This window comes from Microvirga sp. KLBC 81, assembly GCF_003075415.1.
Lineage (GTDB): Bacteria > Pseudomonadota > Alphaproteobacteria > Rhizobiales > Beijerinckiaceae > Microvirga.
The window spans coordinates 1-24777 of record NZ_QDAH01000051.1 but is presented as its reverse complement, the minus strand read 5'-3'; the positions used below and the strand labels follow the sequence as shown (position 1 = coordinate 24777).

Here is a 24777-nt window from a genome sequence, read left to right as displayed (position 1 = left end):
CGGCCGGGCGGACGACCAGGCACCAGCCCTCGACCACTTAAGACCAACGAATTCATGAGTGCCGCTGTCGTTCCGGTGGTGCACAACGGTGGGATCAACCGAGGATTATCTCGGCGGCAAGTCCCCCTTCAGGCCTGTTTTTGAGATTGAGCGAGCCGCCGATTGCCAATGCCAGCTGGTGAGCTATGGCCAGTCCGAGGCCGGTTCCACCGGTATTGCGGTTGCGGGACTGTTCGAGCCGATAGAATGGCTGCAGGACAGCCTCGAGCTGGCCTTCGGGAATGCCCGGCCCATTATCGAGCACGGTGATGCGGGTTCGTCCCTCAGGTGTTCTCCCGACGTCGACTTCTGCTTCCCCGGCGAACTTGAGCGCGTTATCGATGAGGTTCGTAACGATGCGCCGGAGTGCATGTGGCCGCGTCACCACCACGGCGTCGATCGTCTTCGGAGCCGTCACGGCCTTTCCAGTGTCCTGATAATCGAAGACGATGCTTTCGACGAAAGAACCGATGTCGATACGCGCCGGCTTCTCGCCGGTGCCATGGGCTGTTCTGGCATAGGTCACACCCTCGCGCACGAGCCTCTCGATTTCCGAAAGATCGCTGATCAGCTTTTCCTTTTCCGGACTTTCCTCCGCCATCTCGACACGAAGTTTCATGCGCGTAATAGGAGTCTGAAGATCGTGGGAAATGGCGGCGAGGATCTGCACGCGCTCCTCCAGGTAATGGGCGATCCGGTCCCGCATGGCGTTGAATGCCGTCGCGGCATAGGCGACTTCGGTCGGGCCGGTCTCCTCCAGCCGATCCGCCTTCTTGCTGGGATCCAATGCCTCGGCTGCATCGGCGAGCCGAAGAAGGGGTCTGATCGCCAGACGCACCGCAAACCAGGTGCAAAGAATGAGAAGCAGCAGCTGTGCGATCAGAACATAGGGAAGCCACGCCGCGAGAGGCATGATCTTTGGCCTTAGGTCGATCGTCACTTGCGTGCCGTCGCTGAGCGTCACATGGGCCTGTAAGCGTTGCGGGCTGCCGGGAATGGTTTCAACCGTGACCGGAAAGCGCCGTCCCGCCGCCTCATTGATGGTTTCGGCAATCTCGGTGCCCAGAGCGCTGAGCTCGGGAACACCGGGGAGACCTGGACCGAGTTCATATCGGTAGTTCCCCCGTTCCAGCATGGCGACCCATTGAGGGCGTTCGTTCGCGGGGAGGCGATCGAGCAGGGCAATCGAGGTGCCGACGTCCTTTTCCAGATTGCCAAGCATCATCGTCTTGGCGGTCATGTAGCGCTCGAGAAACAACACGCCGAAGGAAAGGGCGTGCGCGGCTGCCAGTCCGGCAAAGAGGATGAGAAAAAGCCGCCACCGCAGGGTCCGCGGAAGATGAAAAAGCCTGCGAAGCCAGCCGATTGCGTTCATGGTCGTGCCGTGGTGATCTCAACCGGCATGGCGAGGACATAACCTTCGCTGCGAACGGTTTTGATATAGGCTGGCTCGCGTGCGTCGTCGCGAAGGCGCTGTCGCAGCCGGCTGACGAGCAGGTCGATCGAGCGGTCGAACAGTTCGGCTTCGCGTCCTTGGGTCAGATTGAGCAACTGATCGCGGGAGAGGACCCGTTGCGGATGGTCGAGGAAGACGCGCAGCAGGCGGTATTCAGCGCCGCTCAGCGCAACAGCGGTTCCGTCCTTGTCGAGGAGATGCCTCATTGTCGTATCAAGTTGCCATGCGCCGAAAGTCAGCAATTGCCCGACTTCCGTCACCTGAAGGTTCGGCGGCAGCATGCGGGTGCGGCGGAGGACCGCCTTGATCCTGGCGAGCAGTTCGCGTGCGGCGAAGGGTTTGATCAGATAGTCGTCGGCTCCCATCTCAAGGCCGATGATCCTGTCGGTCTCATCGCTCCGCGCGGTCAGCATCAGGATCGGCGTGGATTTGTGCTTGCCCGCCCGGAGCTCACGGCAGAGCACGAGCCCATCATCGCCAGGCATCATCACATCGAGGACGATTAGGTCCACCCTGTCGGCTTCGAGAAATGACCGCATTTGCCGCCCATCCGCAGCGACAGTCACACGCAGGCCATTTTTCTTCAGGTAGCCGGAAACAAGTTCCCGGATCTCTCGGTCGTCATCAACGATCAGGATGTGGTCTGCATGCTCCATATCCATCACCCTCAGATTGGGCCCAACTCGCTTTAACAGTTCGGTCGATGATATAAATCCACCTGCTTTGAGAGATTTGTATCAGTATGTATCTGCTCACTTGACCGTTACAGAGGCTGACAAACTTCCCGTCAGTCCCTTGCCTCCGCCGGCTCACGTTGGCACCGATGAGCGGCACCGGAGGCCCGGGATCGCGGGCCGACGGGAGAGTTCCGCATCAGCGGAGGACCTTGAGGAGCTCCTGAGCGGCCGCACTCGACGAGGCGGGGTTCTGACCGGTAATCAGGCGGCCGTCGACAGTGACGAAGCTTTCCCAGTCGCCAGCCTTCTCATAGCGTCCTCCGAGCCGCTTCAGCTCGTCCTCGACGAGGAATGGCACGACATTGGTGAGCTGGACGGCCTCCTCCTCGGAGTTGGTGAATCCCGTGACGCGCTTGCCCTTGACGATTGGCTCACCCTGATAGGACACACGGTGTAGGACGGCTGGCCCATGGCACACGGCGGCGACGGGCTTGCCGGCATTGTAGATCGCCTCGATCAGGGCGATCGAAGTCGGATCATCGGCGAGATCCCACATCGGGCCGTGTCCGCCCGGATAGAAGACGGTGTCGTAGTCATCCGCCCTGACGTCCCTGAGCTTGACGGTGTTCGCCAGGACCTCCTGCGCCTCTGGATCGTTCTTGAACCGCGCCATGGCCTCGGTCTGGTTGCCGGGCTCGTCGCTCTTGGGATCGATCGGTGGCTGGCCGCCCTTGGGCGAGGCGACGGTGATCTCGGCGCCGGCGTCCTTGAAGACATAGTAGGGCGCGGCGAATTCCTCGAGCCAGAAGCCGGTCGGCTTGCCAGTATTGCCAAGCTGATCATGCGAGGTCAGCACCATCAGGATTTTCATGGGCGTACTCCTTGGTTGGATCGCATCTAACTGACTGACAAGGCCGTGCTTCAATGGTCCCGATCAGTCGAATAACCTCTCAAAGCCATTGCACGGTTCCTCGGATGGTCCGCTTGGAGGTTTCGGGCCAAGCGCGGCAAGTCATTGGAACACGGACAATCCTAAACCGTGCCGCCGCTCCCGGGAATGCCTAAGGATCGGCATTCACCGTTCCCCTCAGCGGAAAAATGGAGCGATCCAATCGACAGGACCGAGATCCTTGTCTGAGCCGCCCACGATCGCAGCCATCAGTGCCGGCGCAGGCTCATGATCGCCCCTGGCAAATCCGTCATGGGAGGCGCGGATCCTTGAAGACAGCGCCCTCCGCGATTGTTCCTCCTTGCGTAAGGGTCTCGTGCCAGCGTCGGGAATTCTATGACGCGACAAACGCCATTAAGTTGTTCCCGTCGCCAGTCGGTCGGACCAGGAGGTTGTCATGACACGCAATGTTCGGACGACCGCAAAGGCCCCCGAAATGCATCCATTCCCAGTAAGCATCCTTGAGGCATTGATTGTGGTGGCAATCTACGTGGCCTGGCTGATCGTCAGCCTGATGATGCACTGACATGCGAGCACCAAGCTCAGACCGGTCACCTCCAGATGGTGAAGACCAGAGTCGATGACATGCCGAGGAAGCGGATTCGAGCAGACCGAGGATCGTCGGCTCATTGCGGAGAAACACTATGAACGCCGCCAACCCACAACGTATTCTCATCGCAGATGATAACCCGGACTTCCGGGAAAGGCTCGCACATTGCCTGCGGGCCCGCGGCCATGACGTCATCACGGCGGAAACGGGAGAGCGAGCCTTCCTGGCGCTGCGCGACTGGAGACGCCCCATCGACTGGCTTTACACCCGGGCCACTCTGCCCGGCCTGATCGACGGCTGGATCCTTGCCGACGAATATCACGAGACGCACCAGAACAGAGCGGCCGTCATATCCGGCGCCGAGACCCGAATCTCGTCACGAGGCGACATCGTCCTGAAGCAGCCGATGCCCCCCACGGCGTTCGAAGCCATTCTTGGTGCCCTATCTTCGGCTTCGCAACAATAGCCAGAGAAGCGCACAATGAGCCCGGTCGAATGGGGCGGTCAGGCAGGAAGGCTGACGAACCGCGGTTCGCCACACGCCCCATGCTCCGTCGGCATGAAGTGATTATGACGGATCAGACTCAAAGCGCCGGGGCGCTCGTCATTACACGCGACAGACCGCCGCCCGTACGAGAGATCCTCGGTAAACCGCACCTCGCTGATATCGATCGAGACCAGCAGGACATCCAGATTAGGCCTGTGTCGGGGCCGCACAGATAAGAGGCACGGTCATGCGGCGCGGGTTCGGATCCTGGATCAGGCCCTTGAGGCCCCAGAGTTCCCGCCCGTGACGATCGTCGCTTCCCCAAGGATGACGGATCGCCAGCGGTCGAGGCCACCGTGAGCTCCCCCATGTTAACGTTATGCGAGCGAATGCTGTCTACCGCCTGTTCGAGTTTGGCCTGATCCCGGCCGGAAATGATGACGCTGGCCCCCTCGGTGGCGAGCTTTCGGGCGATCTCAAGCCCAATGCCGGCACTTGATCCAGTGACGAATGCCTTCTTGCCTCTGATCTGCAGATCCATGACGAATCTCCGTCGGTTTCTGTGCTTTACACCTGTGACACTCGAGGATGAGGACGCGGACGGCGGGAAGACGGGGAGGAAACCGTCCGCGTCCCCTCGCTCAGCGGAGCGATCTGAACGCCGTCCGCAGTTCCTGAGCGAAAATCATCGGTTGCTCCCAGGCGGCGAAATGGCCGCCCTTTTCAACTCGGTTGTAATAGATCAACTTGGGGTAGGCCCGCTCGGTCCAGCTCCGCGGAGCCTCATATTGTTCGCCGGGGAAGACAGTCACCGCCACCGGAATGGAGACACCCTTGGCGTCGAAGAAGCCACCCTTGTATTCCCAATAGAGACGCGACGCAGAGACACCCGTGTTCGTCAGCCAGTAGAGTGTGATGTTGTCGAGGATCTCATCCCGCGTCAGTTCGCCCGTGGTGCTCGTAGTCCGGTTCAGAGACGTGGCGACCGCCGCTGCCGGCTGGCCATCAGCGTCGTTGTGGTCGAGAAGCCAAGCGGCGAGGCCGACGGGTGAATCGGCAATGCCGTACAAGGTTTGCGGGCGCGACCCCATCAACCTGGCGTAGTCGACTTGCTTGAAAGTTCTCACCAGCTGCTCATAGGCGCGCTGTTCGTCAGCGGAGAGACCCGATGGCGCCGGGCCGCCGGCCAGGAGCGCCTTGTCGACGTCAGCGGGAACGGTCGCAGGCATATTGGTGTGAATGCCGAGCAATCCCGCCGGTGCCTGCAAGCCCATCTGGTCGACGACGAAAGCACCCCAGTCGCCGCCCTGGGCGACGTAGCGGGTGTAGCCGAGGCGCTTCATCAGCTCCGCCCAGGCTCGCGCGATGCGCTCAGGGCCCCAGCCGGTGCTCGTCGGCTTGCCGGAGAAGCCGTAGCCGGGCATCGACGGGATGACGACATCGAAGGCGTCTTCGGCCTTCCCGCCGTGCGCGGTCGGATCGGTCAGCGGCCCGATGAGCTTGATCTGCTCGAGCACCGAGCCCGGCCAACCATGCGTGATGATCACCGGCAGCGCATTCTGATGGTTCGAACGGACGTGGATGAAGTGAATGTCCAGCCCGTCGATCTCAGTAATGAATTGCGGTAGCGCATTGAGTTTCGCTTCGACCTTGCGCCAATCGTAATCGGTTGCCCAATAGCGCGCGAGTTCCTCCATCGTCGCGAGCGGCACGCCCTGCGACGAATCCGCGACGGTCTCCTTTTCGGGCCAGCGCGTGGCGGCAATGCGCCGGCGAAGCTCATCGAGCGCGGCTTGGGGCGCATGGAAGGCAAAGGGACGGACCGCGGTATCATCGGCCGCCGTGCTCAGAGTTGTGGGTGCTGCGGCCAGCGGCGTGGGCAGCAAGCTGACCGCACCTCCTGCCGCCGAGGTGGCAAGAAACACGGCCACCGATCTGGTTAGAAAGCTGCGCCGGGTAGACGGCAGTGATATTGCCGACATGTTCATTCTCCAAAATAGAAAGTGAGCCGTGACGGCCCAGTCGAACTTGGCCGTCGGGGCGAAACCTTCATCGGAGACATGAGATGACCGGTCCAAGTGTCCCGCGTGTTTCCAGACCGGTCAGGAGCTGTAAGACAAAGTCAGCTTCAGCGCGCTTGATACATGAGTGTACAAAGTTTTCAGCTTGCCTGTGGCAACACCGAAGCGACGCCACAAAGGGTGAGGGCGCCTGAAGAAGCTGAAGGCTGTAACACAGTGTGCCCGATGCGGAGGAGATCGCTGCACGAGCCAGGATGCGCGCGTCTGTTCCTGAACCGCTGCCACCTTGATACTCGCCCTACAGCAGAATTCCTCAAGTAACGCCGGTATGACGTTCGACTCGGAGGCGGCGCTTCTCGAGTCTTTCGACAACAGAGACACCCGGGGAGCTGCCGGGTGTCTCGCCGTTGATTTCACTGCCCGGGTTAAGGCAACGAACCCTCCGAAAGACGATGCGACCTCCGGAGAGCGGGAAGCCGTCCTGTGGCGAGAACGATCATGAATGCAAGGAGGGTCGGGACCGCTCCCGTCCAACCCAAGTCACCCGGCGTTCCAACATTGATCACCGCGCCGCCGACAACGGACCCGAGCGCCACGCCCAGATAAAGAGCCGAGGCGTTGAGCGACAGCGAAACGGGGGCGCTCGCAGGTTGGAGCGCAACAAGGCGGCTCGCCTGCGCCGGCAGCAGCATCCAGCCCGCGATCCCCCACAGAACGGTCAGCACAATGAGGACCGGCCCAGCAATGGTGGGACTGAGGAGCTTGGCGGCCAGCGATATGATCGCCAGGATCACGCTGAGGCCGAAAAGAGAGAAGATCGCGGTGGCACGCGCACCATACCGGTCTGCGGCTTGGCCGCCGATGAAATTGCCGAGAGCGGCGCCACCGCCCCAGGCAAGCAGCAGGCCCGGGATGACCATTGCCGGCAATCCCGTTCCGTCGACAGCAAGCGGCGCGAGATACGTGAAAACGCTGAAGCCCCCGGTCATGGCCAAGAGAGTCGTGGCCAGAATCGGCAGCATTCCGGGCTTCACGACCGTCATTGCACGCTCACGCAGAGGGATGCGTGTCCCCCGCAGATGAGCGGGAATCTTGAGAAGAATAGCCACTGCTGCGACGGCACTCAGGGCCGCGATGGCCGCGAACGTGCCCCGCCAGCCCGTCAGGGTCGCCAGCAGCGCGCCGATCGGAGCACCGAGCGCCACCGCCACCGTGGTGCCGCCCACCACCACGGAAATGGCGCGCGCACGCCGTTCGGGTGGAGCGAGCGCAATGGCCGTGGCCTGTGCGGTCGCAGCATAAAGGCCTGCAGATAGTGCCATGACCACGCGAGCCAGGAGCAGAGCCAGGAACGAGGAGGTCAGGGCCGCGGCCAGGTTGCTGGCCGCGAAAAGGACCATCGTACCGGCCAGAATGCGGCGCCGGTCGACCTCGCCGAGCAGGGTCGCAAGGACAGGTGCGCCGAAAGCATAGGAGAGGGAAAATGCGGTGACGAGAGTTCCGCCCTGAGCGACAGAAATCCCTGCTTCCGCGGCAATGTCGGGCAAGATGCCTGCGATCACGAAGGCTTCCGTCCCGACGGTAAAGGTGCCGAGCGCCAGCCAAACCAGAGGTGAGATCACATGAATTCTCCGTGCTAAAAGGTTACTGAACAGCGGCAATTCCCAGGCCTGGAGCATCAGACTCAAAAGTGGACTTGCACCTTTGGGATCGATCCGATGCTCATTCTCGAGAGGAGCGCATCGTCTTGTGCGGAAAACCGGGCTCCCTTTTCGCTGACGCGGTCCTTCGGGTCACTGGCGTGGCCCTTCGGTTCCGCACGATGCGTCAGTAGTGGGCAGGCTCCCAGGAGCCGCGGCTGCCCTTTTCACTTCCCACATTGTACCGGGTGGCCGGCTTCGTCCTTGAGAGCTTGCCGGCCATCGCCCGGCGGGCCGCGTCGTAGGCGTCCCACTCGGATTTATCTTCAAGTGCGGGGATGGTGACCGTCTCGCCTTGGTCCAGACCGGCGAGCGCGGCGTCGACCAGATCCTGCGCCGACATGACGATTTCCGCAGGGAGATTGTTCACCGGTAGTCCGGCGACGTCCCAGAACTCCGTCGCCGTGGCGCCAGGCAGAACCGCCTGGATTCGCACGCCCTTCTCAGCCAGTTCGTGCTGGAGGGACTGGCTGAAGGCCAGGACGAAGGCCTTGGATCCGCCGTAGACTCCATTGAGGGTTTCCGGCGAGATGGCGACGATGGATGCAATGTTGATGATCGTACCGCCGCCGCGCGCCACGAAGGCCGGTGCGGCCGCGTAGGTCAAGCGGGTCAGCGCCAGGACGTTCAACCGGATCATCCGGTCCATCGCGTCGACATCGGAGGCCAGGAGCGGAGCCGCTCCGCCGATGCCGGCGTTGTTCACGAGCATTGAGATCGTGTCGTTCGTCCGCAGGACCGTCTCGACCCGACGGAGATCGGCCTCGTCGTTCAGGTCGGCGGGCACGATCTCGACCGAACGGCCGGTCTCGTCGCGCAAGCGGGCCGCAAGCTCCTCGAGGCGGCTCTGGTTTCGCGCCACGAGGATCAGATCGTAGCCGCGCCGGGCCAGGCGATCGGCATAGATGGCACCGATGCCTGACGAGGCGCCGGTAATCAGGGCGGTGCCCTGGGAGGTCAGTGTGCTCATGTGTGTCTCCTAATGCTTGGGGTTCTAGCGGCCGTGGATCTTCACGGCCGCAATGAACGTGGGTTGCAGGTCCTCATCCTGTCCTGGTCGGCTGCGAGGGCGCGCCTCGCCGAACCGATGCCTCTTAGTCCGCCGCGCCGCTCCTTCGCCGGCGAAACTCTGCCACAGGAAGGCCGCCCCAGCCCCAGTTATCCGTCTCCACCTCCTCGATGATCACGAAGGTGGAATCGACGGGCTTGTTCAGGACGTTGAGCAGCAACTCACTCACGCCCTTGATGAGCGCGGCTTTCTCCTCGGCGGTCACGGAATTCACGCCGGGTTGTGTCCCCTCGCGGGTAACCTGGATCGTCACGATTGGCATTGTGGTTCTCCCTGCAAGTGTGTCCGGAGCGCGGGCCAGAGCCCCCGCTCCGGTGTGGAGTCAATGACCGGCGCTCTGGCCGCCGTCGACGTGGAGGATCTCGCCGGTCACAAAGCCGGCCGTCTCGAGGTAGAGGACCGCCTCGACGATGTCGGAGACCTCGCCCATGTGCCCGACCGGATGAAGAGCCCCGAAGGCCGCATGGGTTTCGACCGGGTGCATCGACGACTTGATGATGCCGGGTGAGACGGCATTCACCCGGATACCGCGCCTGGCATACTCGATCGCGAGTGACTTGGTCGCCGCGTTGAGGCCACCCTTGGTCAGCGACGCGAGTACGGAAGGCACGCCGTCAATGGCGTGGTCGACAAGACTCGTTGTGATCTGCACGATATGGCCGCTGCCCTGCTTCTCCATTTCGGCGAGCGCGAGCTGGGTGATGTGGAAGAAGCCGGCGGTGTTGGTGCGCAGAACCGCGGTGAAGTCGGCTTCGGTATACTCGGTGAACGGCTTGGCGATGAAGATGCCGGCATTGTTGACGAGCGTGTCGATGCGCCCGAAACGAGCCACACCTTCGGCGATCGCCCGCTCCGCCGTCTTCCGGTCGGCAATGTCGCCGGGGATGACGAGAACGTCGGGGTTGCTCGACGGCTTGACGGATCGCGCCGTTGCGATCACCCGGTAGTTGCGGTCGAGATATCCGTCGACGAGTGCGGCGCCGATGCCTTGCGACGCGCCTGTGATGATGGCGACTTTTCTGTCGATGCCCATGATAGAGTTCCTTCGTCCTTGCTGATGGTGGTGCTGCTGCCCGTCGGGCCATGCAGCGTTGTTGGGAACAGAGGTAGCCTCGTCCGATGCGGGTGCGAATAGCCGCTAATCGAGAGACACTCTTTCGTTGCGCGATAGAGTGCAGGCCGGTGAGGACGTTGGGCCGCGGATTGTTGCGCGCGGGCCATCTCGTGGAGGGTCGACCGATCCTCCACCATAGCCTCTCGATCAGGCCGGTCTTGCTCGGCTGTAAACTGACAAGCCGAGTCAGATGGGAGAGCCGTTTGTGGCTGACCCCATGCACGGCCCAGCGGGTCTTCGCCCGGAAACCCCGAATTATCTCAGCGTCAAGAAGGCTGTCGCGCAGTCATCCAGTGTCGCGGCTCGCATGGGCGAAGTGGCTCCGGAGCCGAGGGACAGCCAAGTCGACAAACGCACGCACTTTCGGCACGGAGAGCCGCCCTTGGGGCGCAATCAAGTGCAAAGGAAAAGGCCGGTCATCATGATTCTTGAGAATGATCTCCAATGACCCTTCGCGCACCTGGTCGGCAATTTGGTACGAGAAAATCCGCGTCACGCCGCGGCCGCTGACGGCCGAGACGATGGCTCCCCGGATGCTGTTGACGATGATCCGTGGTGTGAAATGCACGATGTGGGGAACAGACGATCCATCAAGCGGCGGGAAGCTCCAGGAATCCAACCCGAAGTCTGTGAACGCGATGATTTGATGTTTTGCAAGATCCGCCGGCTCCACAATTCGGGGATTCTGGGTGAGGTAGCGCGGTGCCGCCGCCACAACGCGCCGAATTTCGCCGACCCGGGTCGCTACTAGGCTTGAGTCGGCGAGTTGCCCGATACGCAGGGCAATGTCGACGCCCTCATCGATGAGGTTCACCGGCCGATCGAGCAGGTACAGACGGACTGATACGGCCGGGTAGGCATCCATGAAGGCGTTGAGGATCGGGCACAACACGGTCTCGCCCATGAACACCGGCGCGGTGAGGGTGAGCGTGCCACGCGGGGCCGAGCGCTCGCCGGCCGCCAGCAGGTCGGCCTCCTCAAGATCGGTGAGCACGCGCCGGCAGACGGCAGCGTAGCGCTCCCCCGCCTCGCTCAGTTTGAGCGATCGTGTCGTTCGGTGAAGGAGTTCGGCGCCGACATGCTCCTCCAGGAAGGCAATGGCCCGGCTGACTGCGGCCGGCGAGCGGCGGAGTTTGCGGCTCGCGCCGGCGAGGCTGCCTTCGTCGAGCGCCACCACAAAGACTTTCATGGCGTCGAGGCGGTCCACGTCTTCGTCCTCCCCTTATTCTTCCGGCCGGAGGAGTAATGGCCGCCAAATCATAGCTATTCACTCGCCTTGCGGCAATTCTGCGGTCCTCGTCGCCCCGCCACGGGATGCGCTCTGCGCACACCCTCACCGGATCTGATTGGATGAGAGTTGCTCCGGCTGTGCCTATGCGTTCGCACGTGACTGGGCAGGGTCAAGGCTGTCCTGCCTCATCGTGAAACGCCCGTCCCAGTCGGCCTGGAAGTGGCCACGCTGCCCGTCCTTCGGGGGCGTAGAGACTCTACCGCATGGGCACTTCTTCTCTAGGGCGAGTGACATCGCCACCGAAGCGTATTGATCAGGCGCTCAGTCCAGGCGGCATCCGACAGCTGCAATAAGGGAAATCCCATGGGAATGACATCGTTGCTGGTTCCCGGGGCAGCCCTGGAGCCATTCGCTCACAAGGTGAAAGGGTGTCTTCCAGGATCCGGCTATTCGGTCCCTCTCCGATCGCGCCCATGTTCACGTCCATCACCAGCCATTCCATGAGGCCAATGGCTTTTTCCGTTGATCCAAAGGAGAGACTGCAATGACTAGCCTCATCAAGACTACAGCGTCGGAACCAGAGGCATATGGGCTTGCAGGGCTTGGCGTCGTCGCAGCGGCTGCCGCCATTCGCAACGGCGACATCTCGTCGGAATCATATACGGCCGCGCTCCTCCAGCGCGCCCGGACGCACTCCGATCTAAATGCCTTCATCACGATAGATGAGGCAGCTGTGCTGGCTGCGGCCAGAGATGCGGACAAGGCTCGCGCCGCTGGTTCCACTGCTCCCCTTCTGGGCGTTCCGCTGGCGGTCAAGGACAGTTATCTAACCCAAGGACTCCGCACGACGCTTGGAGTGCGGAATTTGGAAGGTTTCATACCGGACGAGGACGCCGACGTCGTTAGCGCGATCAAGGATGCCGGTGGCATTGTCTTTGGCAAAAACAACCTCGTTGAGATGTCCTACGGCTTGACCGGCAACAACAGCCTCTATGGTCAGGTGAAAAACCCACATAACCGTGATCATGTCTCTGGGGGCTCCTCCAGCGGGTCTGGCGCATCTGTCGCGGCCCGGATCGTGCCCGCGGCCTTAGGAGGCGATACGGTAGGTTCGATCCGAGTGCCTGCGTCGTTCTGTGGTGTGGTTGGCTTCAAGCCGACGACGGGGCGGTGGCCGCGTAACGGGGTCGCCCCGATCTCCCATACCCTCGATACAACAGGCGTGCTTGCGCGCAACGTTGAAGATTGTGCACTGATCGATCAAATCGTCACGAAGGCTGAAGCGACCGCACACTCCGATCGGCCTGACCTGAAGGGCGTCAGATTCGCCTATGCGCCTCGGCAATATTTTGATCTGGTCGAGCCCGACATCGAGGCTCATTTCAAAGACACGGTCCGGCGCCTACGCGAAGCTGGTGCCGAGGTTGTCGAGGTCGATCTCGGAGAAGGCTTTTCCTCGCTCGCCGAGACGGCGACGTGGAGCATCTTTTTCCATGAGACGATGGAAGCCATCTCAGACTTCATTCGTCGCAACAACGTTCCGGCTACATTCGACGAAATCCATAATGGACTTAAACCCAATCTAAAAGAAGCGTGGGCGCACGTCGTCCTGCCAAGTGGGCCCGGATTTATTTCTGCGAACGCATATGAGGCAGCGGTATCTGTCGATCGCTCGGAGATCCAGCGCCGCTTCCGAGAAGCATTTTCTCGCAGCGGGGCTGAGGCACTTATCTTTCCAACCACTCCCCGCACGGCGCCGTTGATCGAGCATCAGTCGAAGTTCTTAATCGCGAATCAGGAGGTCAGCGACCTGGCTCTGGCCAGGCACACTGTCCCTACCAGCTTAGCGGGTTTGCCGGGCATCAGCATTCCTACGGGCCTGTCCAGCAACGGACTACCGATAGGCCTTGAGATCGACGGCGCGCACGGTCGTGACAGGAGCCTCCTTGACCTTGCACGTCGTGTGGAGGCAGCCGTTGGCGCGCTGTCATCACCGGTCTGAAGAACCGGCGTAGGCCCCACCCATAGTAGGCTGGATGAACAACAGCCTACACATCACAGCACTGAGTTGGAAAGATTTCTAGAATGGCAAGTCGAGCATATGTCCGCATGAGATCCGTATCTTGCGCTCAGCCTGGCTGTTCCGAACGCGTCTGCTCACGCCTGCCGCCTCCGCTTGCCTCAACGAGTTCCAGGAGCTTGATGCAGTCCTTCCTCAGCGTCCGCTCGGAATAGTTCGTGGCACCCAGCAGCAAGCCTCGCGGCGCTGGCGCCGACAGGTACCACGGTGATAGCGGCACAGGCGCCAGGCCGTATTGCAGGGCTCGTTCCGACACTGCGACATCATCATAGTAATCAGGAAGGATAAGACGCACGGCAAAGCCGCCATGGGCATCCACATCATAGCGTGATGGCGCCAGTTCGCGGAGCGTGTCGGCCAGCCTCTGTTGCAGGGCGGCATAGAGGCGCTTCATCTTCCTCAGGTGACGCAGGTAATGTCCCTCGCGAATGAACTCGGCGACGGTGTGCTGGACTGCAACGTTGGGTGCGGGAGCAAGGCAGGCGGCGGTCTCCGCGAATGTCAGCGCCAGATGGGACGGCACAACCGCGAAGCCCAGACGCAGAGACGGGCTGATGGTCTTGCTGAAGGTGCCGATATGCAGTACCCGACGATCCTGGTCGATGGAAGCCAGCGCCGGTGCAGCCCGCCCCCGCAGTTGCAGTTCGCCCAAATAATCATCCTCGATGATGTAGGCCTCATGGCGCGCCGCCCAATCGAGCAATGCCCTGCGCCGGGCGAGCGTCATGGTCATCCCGAGCGGGGCCTGCTGGCCCGGCGTGACGACCGCGAGCGCGGCGTGCAGGGAGAGCGAGATGCCTTGCCGGACGTCGAGGCCCTCGCCATCCACCGGCACCGGCACGATGTTCAACCCCGCAATCTGGAGCGCCTTCCTCGTCAGGGGAAATCCAGGATCCTCGAACCAGGCGCTGGCACCCTCCAGCTTCAGGGCTCGCACGGCGATCCCGATGGCTCCGGCGAAGCCCGCCGTCACCAGCACCTGGTCGGCGGTGCACTGCAGGCCGCGGGCTATCGCCAGGTATGAGGCGATCTCCTGCCGGAGCGCGGGGGCGCCCCGCGGGTCCGGGTAGCTGACCGGATGCAGGGCCGCCGTGCGGGCGTTCCGCAGCATCATGCGGGTCCATAACTTGAACGGAAAGGCGTCCTGCGAGGGAACGCCCATCTGGAACGTCGCAGGACGGTTGCTGAAATCCGGGAAGAAGTCAGGAAAGGGATGGTTGATCGACCGCTCCGGCGATGCCCGCGGGGCAATCGGTGCCTCTGAGACCCATGTGCCGCCGGCGCCGCGCGAGACGAGAAGCTGCTCATCGAGCAGGCGCTCATAGACGACCCGAACCGTGCCTCGCGATACCCCCAGCTGAACTGCGAGGTCACGCCAGGACGGCAACCGTGCGCCCTGGGTGAGGGTCCCTTGGTGGATGGCGTCGCGGAGGCCCGTGTAGATCTGGGACGAGAGCGATGCCTTGGCGTCTCGATCAATGCTGAAAGGCAGTGTGTTCATCGGGTTCACCTATCTTTGCATCGGAAGATAGAGACAGTCGCCGGACGCCAGCTCGGCAGGGCAACCGTGAAGCTGATCTCGACCACATTATTCAGCGTCGCGCCGAAATTAGCCAACAACTTGACGACGTTGGCACAGGTGCTGCGGGTATGCAGTTCCATGGTCGATCCATCCGTATTCTTTCTGGATGCATCGATGGGAGCCAGCCAGATTGCCTTCGTCATCGTGGCTGAGCTGGCCCGAAACATAGATCGCTCGACGATGGCTATGACATGCCCGGCTCAAGGCGCGGTTCAACACGTTGGCCGGGTCTCGTTTGCCCCCTCTTGAGACGGGCCACGCAGTGCCCATCTCGTCTCTTGCTTTGGCGATGCAGCCTTCGCCTGAACTGGCTGATACGTGCTCGATCCTAGAGCATCGTGCGGAACCGGAGGTCCGCGTCGGCGGCCCTTCGGGTCGCAATCAACGACGCGCTGCTCTATGAACGGAGCATCGGATCGATCCCAAAGGTGCAAGTCCACTTTTGGGATCGATGCTTTAGCCCCACGCGCCGATCATCTGCTCTTCACGCTTCTCGATCGGGCGGGTGATCGGATCAGGTGAATGCTCGGCAAGGAATTTATCGGCTTCCAAAGCCGCCATGCTCCCCATTCCGGCGGAGCTGATGGCCTGCCTGAACACCGGGTCGATCACGTCGCCGGCCGCCATGCACCCGGGGACGGATGTTCTCGTCGACCAGGAGCCGACTTTGATGTAGCCGGCTTCGTCCATCTCAAGCTGACCACGGAACAGCTTGGTTGCGGGATCATGGCCGATGGCGACGAAAAGGCCGTCCGTGGAGAGTTCCTGCGTCTCGCCCGTGTTCACGTCACGGATCCGAACGCCAGTCACCGACTTCATCGGCTCCAGTTTGCCGATCACCTCGTCGATGACGTGGTTCCAGACCACCTCGACATTCGGCTTGGCCAAGAGGCGGTCCTGAAGGATTGGCTCCGCACGGAAGCGATCACGGCGATGGATGATTGTGACCTTGGAGGCAAGGTTCGACAGGTAGAGCGCTTCCTCTACGGCTGTGTTGCCGCCTCCCACGACGACGACTTCCTTATTTCGATAGAAGAAACCATCGCACGTTGCGCAGGCTGAGACCCCGTACCCGTTGAAGATCTGCTCCGAGGGCAGACCAAGCCAGCGGGCTTGGGCTCCCGTTGCGATGATGAGGGCGTCCGCGATGTACGTATCGCCGGAGTCACCTTGGGCGTGGAACGGGCGTCTGGAGAGATCAACGGAGGTGATGGTGTCGTACACCAGATTGGTGCCGACATTCTCCGCCTGCTGCCGCATCTGCTCCATCAGCCATGGTCCTTGAACGGGATCCGCGAACCCAGGGTAGTTCTCGACATCCGTCGTGATGGTGAGCTGGCCGCCAGGCTGCAGGCCTGTCACAAGGAGTGGTTTCCGGTTGGCACGAGCAGCGTAGATGGCGGCGGTATAGCCGGCCGGTCCGGCCCCGATGATCAGGACCTTGGTGCGATGCGTGGTCATAGTGTGATCTCAAGAATCGAAGAGGTCGAAGGCAAGCGCCCGTCGAATGACGTGGGAGCCGCGCCTGCGACATGTGAAGATTTACCCGGCGGTATCGATCTCGTAGCGGGAGATGCCGAGGTCGACGAGTTCGCGGTCGGAGAAACGGGACAGCTCACGGACGGACGCGCGGTACCGCCGGTAGGCACTGATCCTGGAAAGAAGAAAAGCGACGAACATGGGGAATTCTCCTTTTGAAGTCGAAGTTGAAGCCGAAGCAATGGCTTCTTTTGACGGTGCCGATCCTGCCAGCGGGATGGGCTACAAGACAGGTCTAAGATTGAGTGAAAGAACTGTACCATCGCCCGCTCGATCGCAGCAGCGTATCCGCCTCGTTCTCAATCAGGGTATCCTCGCGCGATGGCATCAGGAATTCGAGGTTTCGACCTTCGTCACGACATGTGAGCGAGCCTCAAGAGTCCGGTGCACCGAGCACTTGTCGGCGATCTCTGCGATCTTCTCCGTCACCGCAGGCCCAGGATCGGCTTCGAAGGTGATCCGACGCTCGAACTGATCGATCTTGCCGCTTCGCCTATCCGCGCAACTGGTGCAGTCGTCAGCATGAACCTTGGCGTGCCGCACCTCGACCGTGTACGGCGGAAGCTGCCATCCCTTGCGCTCGGCATAAAGCTGAAGCGTCATCGACGTGCAGGCACCGAGCGCCGCCGACACGAAGTCGTAAGGACTGGGTCCAGTGTCCAAGCCGCCGTAGCTCTCAGGCTCATCGGCAAGCAGTCGGTGCCGCTTGGCTTCGACGATCTGCTGGAAGCGGCCTGCTCCCGACGCACGGACGAGGACGCTATCGTGATGGGCAGCCGGCCCTGCACTCGACCGCTTCGGCAAATACCGCCCGTACCAGGCGCTGACGACCTCGGCGACGAAGGCCGCATCTTCGTGGCGGGTCAGGAGATGGTCGGCACCGTCAAGGGAGATGAAGCTCTTCGGGTGCCGCGCGGCCGCAACGATGCGCCTGGCATTCTCGATCCCGACGATCTCGTCGCCGGGAGCATGCAGGACGAGCAATGGCCGGCCAAGGTCGTGGATCTTGGCTTCGAGATGCTGCCTGCGCACGTCGTCGAGAAACTGCCGCCGGATGGTGAAGTGACGTCCGGCGAGTTCCACCTCAGCCTCACCGTGGCTTTCGATGACGGCGACATGCGTGCGGAAGTTGTGGATCACGTGCTCTGGATCAGCCGGCGCCCCGATCGTCACCACCGCCCGGACTTCGGGCAGGTCCGCAGCCACCGCCAGTACAGCGGCGCCCCCGAGCGAGTGGCCGATCAGGAGTTCGGCGGGACCGAAATGTTCGGCGAGATAATGGGCCGCTCGCCGGAGGTCCTCTACATTGGAGGAGAAGTTGCTGTTGGCGAACTCTCCGCTCGACGCACCAAGGCCGGTGAAGTCGAAACGCAGAACCGCAATGCCCCGCTTGGCGAGCTCGGACGCGATCCGCCGAGAGGCGAAGAGGTCTTTCGAGCAGGTGAAGCAATGGGCGAAGATCGCGTAGGACCGGATCTGGCCGAGCGGGAGTTCGAGCCGAGCGGCAAGCTGATCACCGCCTGATCCCGGAAAGGCTACCTTGAGGCTTTGCATCTTACTCTCCTGTCAGCATGTGCGACGCGGTTCCTGGATTCGGAACGGTCGCGCCAGTCCGAGCGACATTACGGCCAAAAAATCAGTACCGATCTGTATCGATATCGAGGGAGGTATACAGATCTGTATCGTTTTTCAAGCCCCGTGCGTGAAAAAGATGATGGCGGTATGAAGAGGGTCGTTCAGATGTCTCATCCCTGGCGCGCGGGACCGGCTTGCCCCTGGAGGGAGCAGAGCCATACAGATACAGATCTGTTTCCCCTGACGAAGCGATCGGGCGCCCGCTTGCGGGCGGGTATTTCACCTTGAGCGGCTTCGTGGGAACGGACCGTCCACGCGGCCAATGGACGGGCAGGGATCGATCGCGGGGGCGCTCAGCTGGTCCTGGAACGCGTCGTGTGCCCCACGAACCGATCCAGCGACTGCGCCCGCGACAGGGGTGATCACGCGAGAGCCATTCGCTCACGAGGTGAAAGGGTGCCTTCCAGGATCCGGCTATTCGGTCCCCCTCCGGACACGCCCATGTCATGCCCCGTCACGAGCCATTCCATGAGGCCAATGGCTTTTTCTGTTGATCAAAGGAGAGACTGAAATGACTAAAGTCATCAGGACGCTTGCCGCGGCCGCGGCGGCCGCCGTGCTCGCTACGAGCGCCTTCGCCCAGAGCGCGAGGGAGATCCGCGGCCCTTCACCGTACGTCGCCGTCGAGAACGAGCCCGCACCCAAGCTGATCGTGGACCCCCCGCTTCCCGAGGGGCTGGCCATAGGCGTCTACTGGGCCCAGTACCGGGTGGAGAACCTGCGCATCGTACCAGTGTTCGGGGCGGGCGCTCTTAACGCATCCCCTCGTATTGGGCATCTGCACGTTATTGTCGACGACCTGCCCTGGTGGTGGGCGGATGCGAGCGACAACAACACGGTCGACATCGCCGGGCTACCGCCCGGCCCGCACAAGGTGAAGATCCAGTTGGTCGACGCCAACCACAACGTCTTCCCCGGACAGGTGGTCACTCATACGTTCACCATTCCTGACACTGCAACTCCTCACAAACACTGAGAATTGCGAAGGCTCTGCACGAGAACCAGGGCGACAAAGAACAAGCTCGGCGTGGAATCCGAACTCTCACGCCGAGTGTCAAACCGCTGCGTTCGGCGTGAGAGGCTGAGGAGGCTGTTTCTGCTGAACGCCCGTTACTGCGACGATACCGGGGTGCGGCCGCTGGCAATCAATGGTTTTCCAGCATTTCTGGGCAGTCGCGGCGCAATTTCGCAAAGCCGTGACAATGGAAAGACACCCGACAGGAGTAGAATGACTGAGGCTCGATCACGTGCATAAGGGCGATCCGCCCCACCCGTGATGATAAGAATTTGTATTGCTCTGAACCTGGATCCAATGGGGGTTCCATGAAAAACAATCTGCAAATGGATCGGCGCAGCCTTGTCGCAAAGCTTGGCCTGGCGGTAGCGGCCGCCGGATTGTCAGCGCCACCGGCAGCTCATGCTGCTCAAACGGTGACGCTTCCGAAAGGAGCCGTCACGGTCGTTGCATCTGTTCGGGCGCGCGGCGGCAAAGAAGCTGAACTCATTCGGCTGACTGAGGCTCTGGTCCCGAAGGTGCGACAGGAAGCAGGAAATCTCCTGTGCCAGGCTCACCAGGGTTTAGAAGAGCCGGGCCTCCTGGTGTTCTATGAGATCTTCGAGAGCGCCGCAGCGTTCGAAGCCCATAAAGCAGCCCCGCACACGAAGCAGTGGTCCGTTGATATCCAATCCCTGGCAGCAGGGCCGGTCGAAGTGAAGCTATTCGAAGCCTTAGCGTAGAGCCACCTCTGTTGCATGAACGTGTCGAGCCACAGGATCTAGCAGCTCCCGAGTTGGGTGAACATGCTTCAGTTCGTGCTTCAAAAAGTTGGTGCAACAGTGTCTTCACGGCAGCTGAAACTCTGAAGCAGTCCGTTTGCGACATAGCCTTCAACGTGCCGAGAGAAGGATGTCGGTGTAGAGCTCGGATGTGTCGGGCTCCGGATCGTGCGTGGCGAACTCGGCCGCCTCGTTGACGATCTCGCGCACCCGGCCGTCGATCGCCTTCAGCTCGTCTTCCGACAGCTTCCAGCTCTCCAGCAGACGGCGGCGCACCTGCTCGATCGGATCGCGTTCCTCGCGTATCTGATCCACTTCGTCCCTCGTGCGGTACTTCGCCGGATCGGACATGGAATGGCCGCGATAGCGGTAGGCCAGCATTTCGAGGATGTACGGGCCCTTGCCGGAGCGGGCGTAGTCGATGGCGCGCTGGCCGGCGGCGTAGACCGCGCGGACATCCATGCCGTCCACCTGCTCGCCCGGAATGCCGAAGGACACGCCGCGCTTCGAGAAATCCGTCTGGGCCGAGGCACGGGTCATCTCCGTGCCCATGGCGTAGCGGTTGTTCTCGATCACGTAGACCACCGGCAGCTTCCAGACAGCCGCCATGTTGAAACTCTCGGAAACTTGGCCCTGGTTGGCCGCACCTTCGCCGAAATAGGTCAGGCAGACATTGCCGTTCTCGCGGTAGCGATTGGCAAACGCGATGCCGGTGCCAAGTGAGACCTGCGAGCCGACGATGCCGTGGCCGCCATAGAAATGCTTTTCCTTGGAGAACATGTGCATGGAGCCGCCCTTGCCCTTTGACAGGCCGCCACGGCGGCCTGTCAGCTCGGCCATGACGCCTTTCGCATCCATGCCGCAGGACAGCATGTGGCCGTGATCGCGATAGCCGGTGATCATTTGGTCACCTTCCTTCGTGGCCATCTGCATGCCGACGACAATGGCTTCCTGGCCGATATAGAGATGGCAGAACCCTCGGATGAGGCCCATGCCGTACATCTGACCGACCCTCTCCTCGAAGCGGCGGATCAGCAGCATCTCGCGATACGCGTGCGATTCCTGATCCCTGTTGAATTTCGGTGCCATGATGTTCTCCCAACGTCTGGTGCCAGTTCAACGTCATTGAATTGAGGCCTCCGGCACGGGGCGGCCGAATTACTCCGCTGCGAGAGCTGGCTGGTGCTCACGCTGGTACAATGCAATCCGCTCCAGCATCATTGGGCGAAAGTGGCGGATAAGTCCCTGCACAGGCCAGGCGGCCGCGTCACCAAACGCGCAAATCGTATGGCCCTCCATCTGGCGCGTTACTCGCTCCAGCAAATCGATCTCTTCCGGATCGGCGCGGCCTTCGACCATTCGATACATGACTCGCATCACCCACCCTGTGCCTTCCCGGCAGGGGGTGCACTGGCCGCAGCTTTCGTGCTTGAAGAACGCGCTCAGGCGAGCGATGGCGGCGATCAGGTCCGTCGACTTGTCCATGACGACGATAGCGGCGGTGCCCAATCCGCTTTTGACGTCGCGGAGGCTGTCGAAGTCCATCAGCAACGTATCGCATAGACTCTTCGGCACGAGCGGCATCGAACCACCCCCCGGAATGACCGCCAGAAGGTTGTCCCACCCTCCACGCACTCCACCCGCATGGGTGTCAATCAGTTCGCGCAACGGGATGCTCATCTCTTCCTCGACATTGCACGGCCTGTTCACATGGCCGGAGATCGAAAATATCTTGGTGCCTGCGTTATTCGGTCGACCAAAGCCTGCAAACCAGGCGGCCCCCCGTCGCAAGATCGTCGGCACTGTCGCGATGGTCTCGACGTTGTTCACCGTTGTCGGGCAGCCGTACAGCCCGATCGCCGCCGGAAAAGGCGGCTTCATCCGGGGCATCGCCTTTTTTCCTTCGAGGCTCTCGAGCAGACCTGTCTCTTCCCCGGCAATATAGGCGCCGGCCCCACGATGAAGGTGAAGATGAAAGTCCCACCCGGAACCACAGGCGTTAAGGCCGATCAAACCAGCCTGGTAGGCCTCGTCGATGGCTTGCTGGAGATGAGAGGTTTCCTCAGCAAACTCGCCACGAACATAGATGTAACAAGTATGCGCGCCGATGGCGAACGACGCGAGCAAGCAGCCTTCCACCAGTTTGTGAGGATCATTGCGGAGGATTTCGCGGTCCTTGCAGGTTCCCGGCTCGGACTCGTCGGCGTTGACAACGAGGTAGCTGGGCAGATGATCGGATGACTTCGGCATGAAGGACCATTTCAGCCCCGTTGCAAATCCCGCGCCGCCGCGTCCGCGGAGCCCCGACGCCTTGATCTCATCAACGATCCAGTCCCGTCCCCGCGCAAGCAGAACTGACGTACCGTCCCAATCTCCACGCATCCGTGCAACGGCGAGTCGCCAATCGTGGAACCCATAGAGGTTCGTGAAAATCCGGTCCCTGTCGCTGAGCATAACCAGTTCTCCGCTTATCGTCCGAAGCCACCATGAGGACCGAGCGACCATTCTGGCGCGATGGTAACCCGATCACCCAAGGGACTGCGCTTCATCTTCTCCTCCGGTGCCGCCCGACCGCATGCTCACGGCGTGAATTTTCGGTCGCGTGGCCCGTCGGCCGTTCGTGATCGTTCACTTGGTGTCAACGGCGAGAACGATCTTTCCCTTCGGCGGACGGCGGATGCCTTCCATAATGAGATGAGCCTCGCGTGCATCAGCAAGGGGAATGACTGTGCCTACCCGTATTCTCAGATCGCCACTGTCGATCAGGCCTGCAATCTCCGTCAGGTGCCGGGTTGTGACGTTGACCAGGAAGAAGGTCGCATCGACGCCGTGGCTCTTTGCCAAGTCCTGATCCGGCTGGGAGACGGCCGAGATCAATTTGCCGCCGCGACGCAGGACTTGGAATGAACGCTTTTGCGTTTCGCCGCCGACCAGATCGAGGACCGCGTCCACATCCCGGGCCGCGTCCTCAAACCGCTCGGTCTGGAAGTCAACCACCGTGTCTGCCCCGAGCTCGCGCACGAATGCAACGTCGTCAGTGGCGGCCGTCGCGATGGTTCGGATGCCGGCGCGGCGGGCGAGTTGCACCGCGTAGGCTCCCACATTGCCGGCTGCCCCGTGGATGAGCACCGTCTGGCCGGCCTTGAGCTGCGCCTGATCGAACAGCCCCTGCCAAGCCGTCACGGCAATGACAGGAACAGAGGCGGCTTCGATGTAATCAATCGAGGCCGGCTTTCGCGCGATCATCGCTGCCGACGCCAGCGCATATTCGGCGTAGGCCCCGATGAAGCGTGAGTTCGTGACACCATAAACTTGGTCGCCGACGTGCGGGTCGATGACGTCCGGCCCGACGGCTTGGACCTCGCCCGCCAGGTCTGAACCCAAGGTGAGGGGGAGAGGTTGGGGCAGGGCGCTCCTTCCGGCCCTGATCCAACCGTCCCACGGGCCAACCCCGGCGGCGTACACCTTGACAAGAACTTCGCCGGGGCCGGGACTGGGCACGAGAACGCGCTCGAACTGCATGGTCTCGGGAGGGCCGAACTCATGCACACGCCAGGCCATCATGGACGATTGTGTTTGGTCCTGACCGGCGTCATGGACGATGCTGTTGGTGCCCATCTGGATCTCCTTGCATCTGTCTGGCGCGTCCTGGCAGTGCTCACGCCGCTGCGGCTGAAGTTGCGGCGAGCGGCGGAACGCGGAAGCTGATCGCCAGGCGGTTGAAGGCGTTCATCAGGCCGATGGCGATCGTCAGGTCGGCAAGCTGCTTTTCGCTGAAGGTGGCGCGGGCCTCGGCATAGGCCGCCTCGGGCACATGCGTGTCGCTGACCCGGGTGACCACCTCGGCCCACGCCAGCGCCGCCTTCTCCTGCTCGCTGAACAGGGATCCGGCCTCGTCCCAGGCCGGGACGAGGACGAGCTTCTCGATCGGCACGCCGGCCTTGAGCAGGTCGCGGCTGTGCATGTCGATGCAGTAGGCGCAGCCGTTGATCTGTGACACGCGAAGGTAGACGAGTTCGATCAGGGTGGCCGGCAAGCCGCTCTGGGCCACGTAGCTGTAGACGGAGCCGAGAGCCTTCATGCCGCCCGGGGCGGCGGCGGCATAGTTCATGCGCTGGGTCATGGTCGCGATCCTTACTTCTGTTCCGGGATGGTCAGGGTGTCTGTGGGATCGGTGACAAAGACGGCGAGCAGGCTGGCGGGTTCGCTGGCGCTGGCGTTCTCGCTGATCCTGTGGTGCGAGCCGGGGTTCTCGTAGAAGCCTTCGCCGACTTGGTAGACCTTGGCGGGCTCGGCATCGACCTGGCTGCGGATGGCGCCGGACAGCACGTGGGCGTAGACAAAGGCAGACTTGGCATGGAGATGCGGCGCCGACTTGCCGCCTGGCGGGTAGGTCACCTCAACAGCGATCAGGTTCTTGCCCGGGATGTTCGGAATGGCGCGCTCGAAGACGGGCTTCACCGTCTCGTCGAACCCCGGCACTTCCTTTTTCTGGGAGACAGGGATCACCGTCTTCTGCTCCGGCCCGTGGGCGGACACGGTAGTACTGGCGAGTGCGACTGCAATGCCGGCGGCGCCGATGAAACTGGTTAACTTGATCATCCTCATGGTCTTGTCCTCATGCTGGGATCGGGAATGAGGCGATCCTGCCGCCGTCATCGGCTGCAAAACAGGCCCAAGAATGAGCGAAAAGACTGTACCATCGGCCGATCAGGCGCCATGACGGAACCTGCCCGGGCTGGAAGGTGGAACGCCATGTCCCGACCCTCCAGAGTGCGGTTGTCACGGCTGTCCGGCCGTTCCGCCGGTTGTCTCGGTCGGGTTCTGCAGGTCGGCCGGGGCGGGCCCGCGCTCGCCGGCGCCGCGCTCCAG

At 61.9% G+C, this 24777-nt stretch carries 25 protein-coding genes; 6 read left to right on the top strand and 19 right to left on the bottom strand.

Annotated features, from left to right (window positions below; translation table 11 throughout):
* Positions 1 to 94 precede the first annotated feature (94 nt).
* The 3 genes from DC522_RS23560 to DC522_RS23550 form a co-directional block, all read right to left on the bottom strand.
* Positions 95 to 1414 carry an ATP-binding protein gene (locus DC522_RS23560; protein WP_116531053.1) on the bottom strand — a complete coding sequence of 440 codons (1320 nt, stop codon included), beginning with the start codon at positions 1412 to 1414 and terminating at the stop codon, positions 95 to 97.
* Positions 1411 to 2151 carry a response regulator gene (locus DC522_RS23555; protein WP_116531052.1) on the bottom strand — a complete coding sequence of 247 codons (741 nt, stop codon included), beginning with the start codon at positions 2149 to 2151 and terminating at the stop codon, positions 1411 to 1413. The genes DC522_RS23560 and DC522_RS23555 overlap by 4 nt, the downstream gene beginning before the upstream one ends.
* 217 nt (positions 2152 to 2368) lie before the next feature.
* Positions 2369 to 3043, bottom strand: coding sequence for a type 1 glutamine amidotransferase domain-containing protein (locus DC522_RS23550; RefSeq protein ID WP_116531051.1), 675 nt, complete (start codon positions 3041 to 3043; stop codon positions 2369 to 2371).
* A 475-nt stretch (positions 3044 to 3518) separates the two neighbouring features.
* Between DC522_RS23550 and DC522_RS36955 the strand changes: the two genes are divergently transcribed.
* Positions 3519 to 3647, top strand: a complete 129-nt coding sequence (locus DC522_RS36955; RefSeq protein ID WP_256369898.1) for a hypothetical protein — start codon at positions 3519 to 3521, stop codon at positions 3645 to 3647.
* 118 nt (positions 3648 to 3765) lie between these two features.
* Positions 3766 to 4137 carry a response regulator gene (locus DC522_RS23545; RefSeq protein WP_116531050.1) on the top strand — a complete coding sequence of 124 codons (372 nt, stop codon included), beginning with the start codon at positions 3766 to 3768 and terminating at the stop codon, positions 4135 to 4137.
* 118 nt (positions 4138 to 4255) lie between these two features.
* Here the strand turns inward: DC522_RS23545 and DC522_RS36175 are convergent, their stop codons facing one another.
* From DC522_RS36175 to DC522_RS23505, 7 genes are all read right to left on the bottom strand, one after another.
* Complete coding sequence (locus DC522_RS36175) at positions 4256 to 4699, bottom strand: SDR family NAD(P)-dependent oxidoreductase (RefSeq protein ID WP_245444448.1); 444 nt, start codon at positions 4697 to 4699, stop codon at positions 4256 to 4258.
* A gap of 100 nt (positions 4700 to 4799) precedes the next feature.
* Positions 4800 to 6140 carry an epoxide hydrolase family protein gene (locus tag DC522_RS23530; protein ID WP_116531048.1) on the bottom strand — a complete coding sequence of 447 codons (1341 nt, stop codon included), beginning with the start codon at positions 6138 to 6140 and terminating at the stop codon, positions 4800 to 4802.
* Between the two features lie 464 nt (positions 6141 to 6604).
* Complete coding sequence (locus DC522_RS23525; RefSeq protein WP_116531047.1) at positions 6605 to 7801, bottom strand: MFS transporter; 1197 nt, start codon at positions 7799 to 7801, stop codon at positions 6605 to 6607.
* A 205-nt stretch (positions 7802 to 8006) separates the two neighbouring features.
* Positions 8007 to 8849, bottom strand: coding sequence for an SDR family oxidoreductase (locus tag DC522_RS23520; protein ID WP_116531046.1), 843 nt, complete (start codon positions 8847 to 8849; stop codon positions 8007 to 8009).
* A 124-nt stretch (positions 8850 to 8973) separates the two neighbouring features.
* Positions 8974 to 9210 (bottom strand): 4-oxalocrotonate tautomerase family protein, encoded by a 237-nt coding sequence (locus tag DC522_RS23515; protein WP_116531045.1) that lies wholly within the window; start codon positions 9208 to 9210, stop codon positions 8974 to 8976.
* A gap of 60 nt (positions 9211 to 9270) precedes the next feature.
* Entirely contained in the window at positions 9271 to 9981 is a 711-nt protein-coding gene (locus tag DC522_RS23510; RefSeq protein WP_116531044.1) for an SDR family NAD(P)-dependent oxidoreductase, read from the bottom strand.
* A 367-nt stretch (positions 9982 to 10348) separates the two neighbouring features.
* On the bottom strand, positions 10349 to 11269 hold the full coding sequence (locus DC522_RS23505) for a LysR family transcriptional regulator (RefSeq protein ID WP_116531043.1): 921 nt from the start codon (positions 11267 to 11269) through the stop codon (positions 10349 to 10351).
* A 568-nt stretch (positions 11270 to 11837) separates the two neighbouring features.
* Between DC522_RS23505 and DC522_RS23500 the strand changes: the two genes are divergently transcribed.
* Positions 11838 to 13295, top strand: a complete 1458-nt coding sequence (locus DC522_RS23500; protein ID WP_116531042.1) for an amidase family protein — start codon at positions 11838 to 11840, stop codon at positions 13293 to 13295.
* Positions 13296 to 13422: 127 nt separating this feature from the next.
* On the opposite strand, the gene DC522_RS23495 is transcribed toward DC522_RS23500, so the two are convergent.
* Positions 13423 to 14874, bottom strand: a complete 1452-nt coding sequence (locus tag DC522_RS23495) for a PLP-dependent aminotransferase family protein (RefSeq protein WP_116531074.1) — start codon at positions 14872 to 14874, stop codon at positions 13423 to 13425.
* 66 nt (positions 14875 to 14940) lie between these two features.
* Between DC522_RS23495 and DC522_RS34360 the strand changes: the two genes are divergently transcribed.
* Complete coding sequence (locus tag DC522_RS34360; RefSeq protein ID WP_133239352.1) at positions 14941 to 15204, top strand: hypothetical protein; 264 nt, start codon at positions 14941 to 14943, stop codon at positions 15202 to 15204.
* A gap of 207 nt (positions 15205 to 15411) precedes the next feature.
* On the opposite strand, the gene trxB is transcribed toward DC522_RS34360, so the two are convergent.
* From trxB to DC522_RS23475, 3 genes are all read right to left on the bottom strand, one after another.
* Complete coding sequence (gene trxB / locus DC522_RS23485) at positions 15412 to 16416, bottom strand: thioredoxin-disulfide reductase (protein WP_116531040.1); 1005 nt, start codon at positions 16414 to 16416, stop codon at positions 15412 to 15414.
* An 81-nt stretch (positions 16417 to 16497) separates the two neighbouring features.
* Entirely contained in the window at positions 16498 to 16635 is a 138-nt protein-coding gene (locus tag DC522_RS23480) for a DUF1127 domain-containing protein (protein ID WP_116531039.1), read from the bottom strand.
* Positions 16636 to 16821: 186 nt separating this feature from the next.
* Positions 16822 to 18048, bottom strand: a complete 1227-nt coding sequence (locus tag DC522_RS23475) for a bifunctional alpha/beta hydrolase/OsmC family protein (RefSeq protein ID WP_116531038.1) — start codon at positions 18046 to 18048, stop codon at positions 16822 to 16824.
* A gap of 592 nt (positions 18049 to 18640) precedes the next feature.
* Between DC522_RS23475 and DC522_RS23470 the strand changes: the two genes are divergently transcribed.
* Positions 18641 to 19105, top strand: a complete 465-nt coding sequence (locus DC522_RS23470; RefSeq protein WP_116531037.1) for a DUF6130 family protein — start codon at positions 18641 to 18643, stop codon at positions 19103 to 19105.
* A 347-nt stretch (positions 19106 to 19452) separates the two neighbouring features.
* Positions 19453 to 19866 (top strand): putative quinol monooxygenase, encoded by a 414-nt coding sequence (locus DC522_RS23465; RefSeq protein ID WP_116531036.1) that lies wholly within the window; start codon positions 19453 to 19455, stop codon positions 19864 to 19866.
* A 150-nt stretch (positions 19867 to 20016) separates the two neighbouring features.
* On the opposite strand, the gene pdhA is transcribed toward DC522_RS23465, so the two are convergent.
* From pdhA to DC522_RS23440, 5 genes are all read right to left on the bottom strand, one after another.
* On the bottom strand, positions 20017 to 20994 hold the full coding sequence (gene pdhA / locus DC522_RS23460; RefSeq protein WP_116531035.1) for a pyruvate dehydrogenase (acetyl-transferring) E1 component subunit alpha: 978 nt from the start codon (positions 20992 to 20994) through the stop codon (positions 20017 to 20019).
* 69 nt (positions 20995 to 21063) lie between these two features.
* Positions 21064 to 22359, bottom strand: a complete 1296-nt coding sequence (nuoF, locus tag DC522_RS23455; RefSeq protein WP_116531034.1) for an NADH-quinone oxidoreductase subunit NuoF — start codon at positions 22357 to 22359, stop codon at positions 21064 to 21066.
* 174 nt (positions 22360 to 22533) lie between these two features.
* Positions 22534 to 23469, bottom strand: a complete 936-nt coding sequence (locus DC522_RS23450; protein WP_116531073.1) for an NADP-dependent oxidoreductase — start codon at positions 23467 to 23469, stop codon at positions 22534 to 22536.
* A gap of 94 nt (positions 23470 to 23563) precedes the next feature.
* Positions 23564 to 24028: a carboxymuconolactone decarboxylase family protein gene (locus DC522_RS23445; RefSeq protein ID WP_116531033.1), complete on the bottom strand. Its 465-nt coding sequence runs from the start codon at positions 24026 to 24028 to the stop codon at positions 23564 to 23566.
* An 11-nt stretch (positions 24029 to 24039) separates the two neighbouring features.
* Positions 24040 to 24504 (bottom strand): cupin domain-containing protein, encoded by a 465-nt coding sequence (locus tag DC522_RS23440; RefSeq protein WP_371680329.1) that lies wholly within the window; start codon positions 24502 to 24504, stop codon positions 24040 to 24042.
* Positions 24505 to 24777: the final 273 nt, after the last annotated feature.

What these genes read in the sequence shown, in the direction of transcription:
- DC522_RS23445 (WP_116531033.1), bottom strand. Translation starts at nt 24,028, where the DNA reads ATGACCCAGCGCATGAACTATGCCGCCGCCGCCCCGGGCGGCATGAAG.
- DC522_RS23450 (WP_116531073.1), bottom strand. Translation starts at nt 23,469, where the DNA reads ATGATGGCCTGGCGTGTGCATGAGTTCGGCCCTCCCGAGACCATGCAG.
- DC522_RS23515 (WP_116531045.1), bottom strand. Translation starts at nt 9,210, where the DNA reads ATGCCAATCGTGACGATCCAGGTTACCCGCGAGGGGACACAACCCGGC.
- pdhA (WP_116531035.1), bottom strand. Translation starts at nt 20,994, where the DNA reads ATGGCACCGAAATTCAACAGGGATCAGGAATCGCACGCGTATCGCGAG.
- DC522_RS23495 (WP_116531074.1), bottom strand. Translation starts at nt 14,874, where the DNA reads ATGAACACACTGCCTTTCAGCATTGATCGAGACGCCAAGGCATCGCTC.
- DC522_RS23510 (WP_116531044.1), bottom strand. Translation starts at nt 9,981, where the DNA reads ATGGGCATCGACAGAAAAGTCGCCATCATCACAGGCGCGTCGCAAGGC.
- DC522_RS23475 (WP_116531038.1), bottom strand. Translation starts at nt 18,048, where the DNA reads ATGCAAAGCCTCAAGGTAGCCTTTCCGGGATCAGGCGGTGATCAGCTT.
- DC522_RS23470 (WP_116531037.1), top strand. Translation starts at nt 18,641, where the DNA reads ATGACTAAAGTCATCAGGACGCTTGCCGCGGCCGCGGCGGCCGCCGTG.
- DC522_RS23530 (WP_116531048.1), bottom strand. Translation starts at nt 6,140, where the DNA reads ATGTCGGCAATATCACTGCCGTCTACCCGGCGCAGCTTTCTAACCAGA.
- DC522_RS23465 (WP_116531036.1), top strand. Translation starts at nt 19,453, where the DNA reads ATGAAAAACAATCTGCAAATGGATCGGCGCAGCCTTGTCGCAAAGCTT.
- DC522_RS36955 (WP_256369898.1), top strand. Translation starts at nt 3,519, where the DNA reads ATGACACGCAATGTTCGGACGACCGCAAAGGCCCCCGAAATGCATCCA.
- trxB (WP_116531040.1), bottom strand. Translation starts at nt 16,416, where the DNA reads ATGACCACGCATCGCACCAAGGTCCTGATCATCGGGGCCGGACCGGCC.
- nuoF (WP_116531034.1), bottom strand. Translation starts at nt 22,359, where the DNA reads ATGCTCAGCGACAGGGACCGGATTTTCACGAACCTCTATGGGTTCCAC.
- DC522_RS36175 (WP_245444448.1), bottom strand. Translation starts at nt 4,699, where the DNA reads ATGGATCTGCAGATCAGAGGCAAGAAGGCATTCGTCACTGGATCAAGT.
- DC522_RS23555 (WP_116531052.1), bottom strand. Translation starts at nt 2,151, where the DNA reads ATGGAGCATGCAGACCACATCCTGATCGTTGATGACGACCGAGAGATC.
- DC522_RS23500 (WP_116531042.1), top strand. Translation starts at nt 11,838, where the DNA reads ATGACTAGCCTCATCAAGACTACAGCGTCGGAACCAGAGGCATATGGG.
- DC522_RS23550 (WP_116531051.1), bottom strand. Translation starts at nt 3,043, where the DNA reads ATGAAAATCCTGATGGTGCTGACCTCGCATGATCAGCTTGGCAATACT.
- DC522_RS23480 (WP_116531039.1), bottom strand. Translation starts at nt 16,635, where the DNA reads ATGTTCGTCGCTTTTCTTCTTTCCAGGATCAGTGCCTACCGGCGGTAC.
- DC522_RS23545 (WP_116531050.1), top strand. Translation starts at nt 3,766, where the DNA reads ATGAACGCCGCCAACCCACAACGTATTCTCATCGCAGATGATAACCCG.
- DC522_RS23520 (WP_116531046.1), bottom strand. Translation starts at nt 8,849, where the DNA reads ATGAGCACACTGACCTCCCAGGGCACCGCCCTGATTACCGGCGCCTCG.
- DC522_RS23560 (WP_116531053.1), bottom strand. Translation starts at nt 1,414, where the DNA reads ATGAACGCAATCGGCTGGCTTCGCAGGCTTTTTCATCTTCCGCGGACC.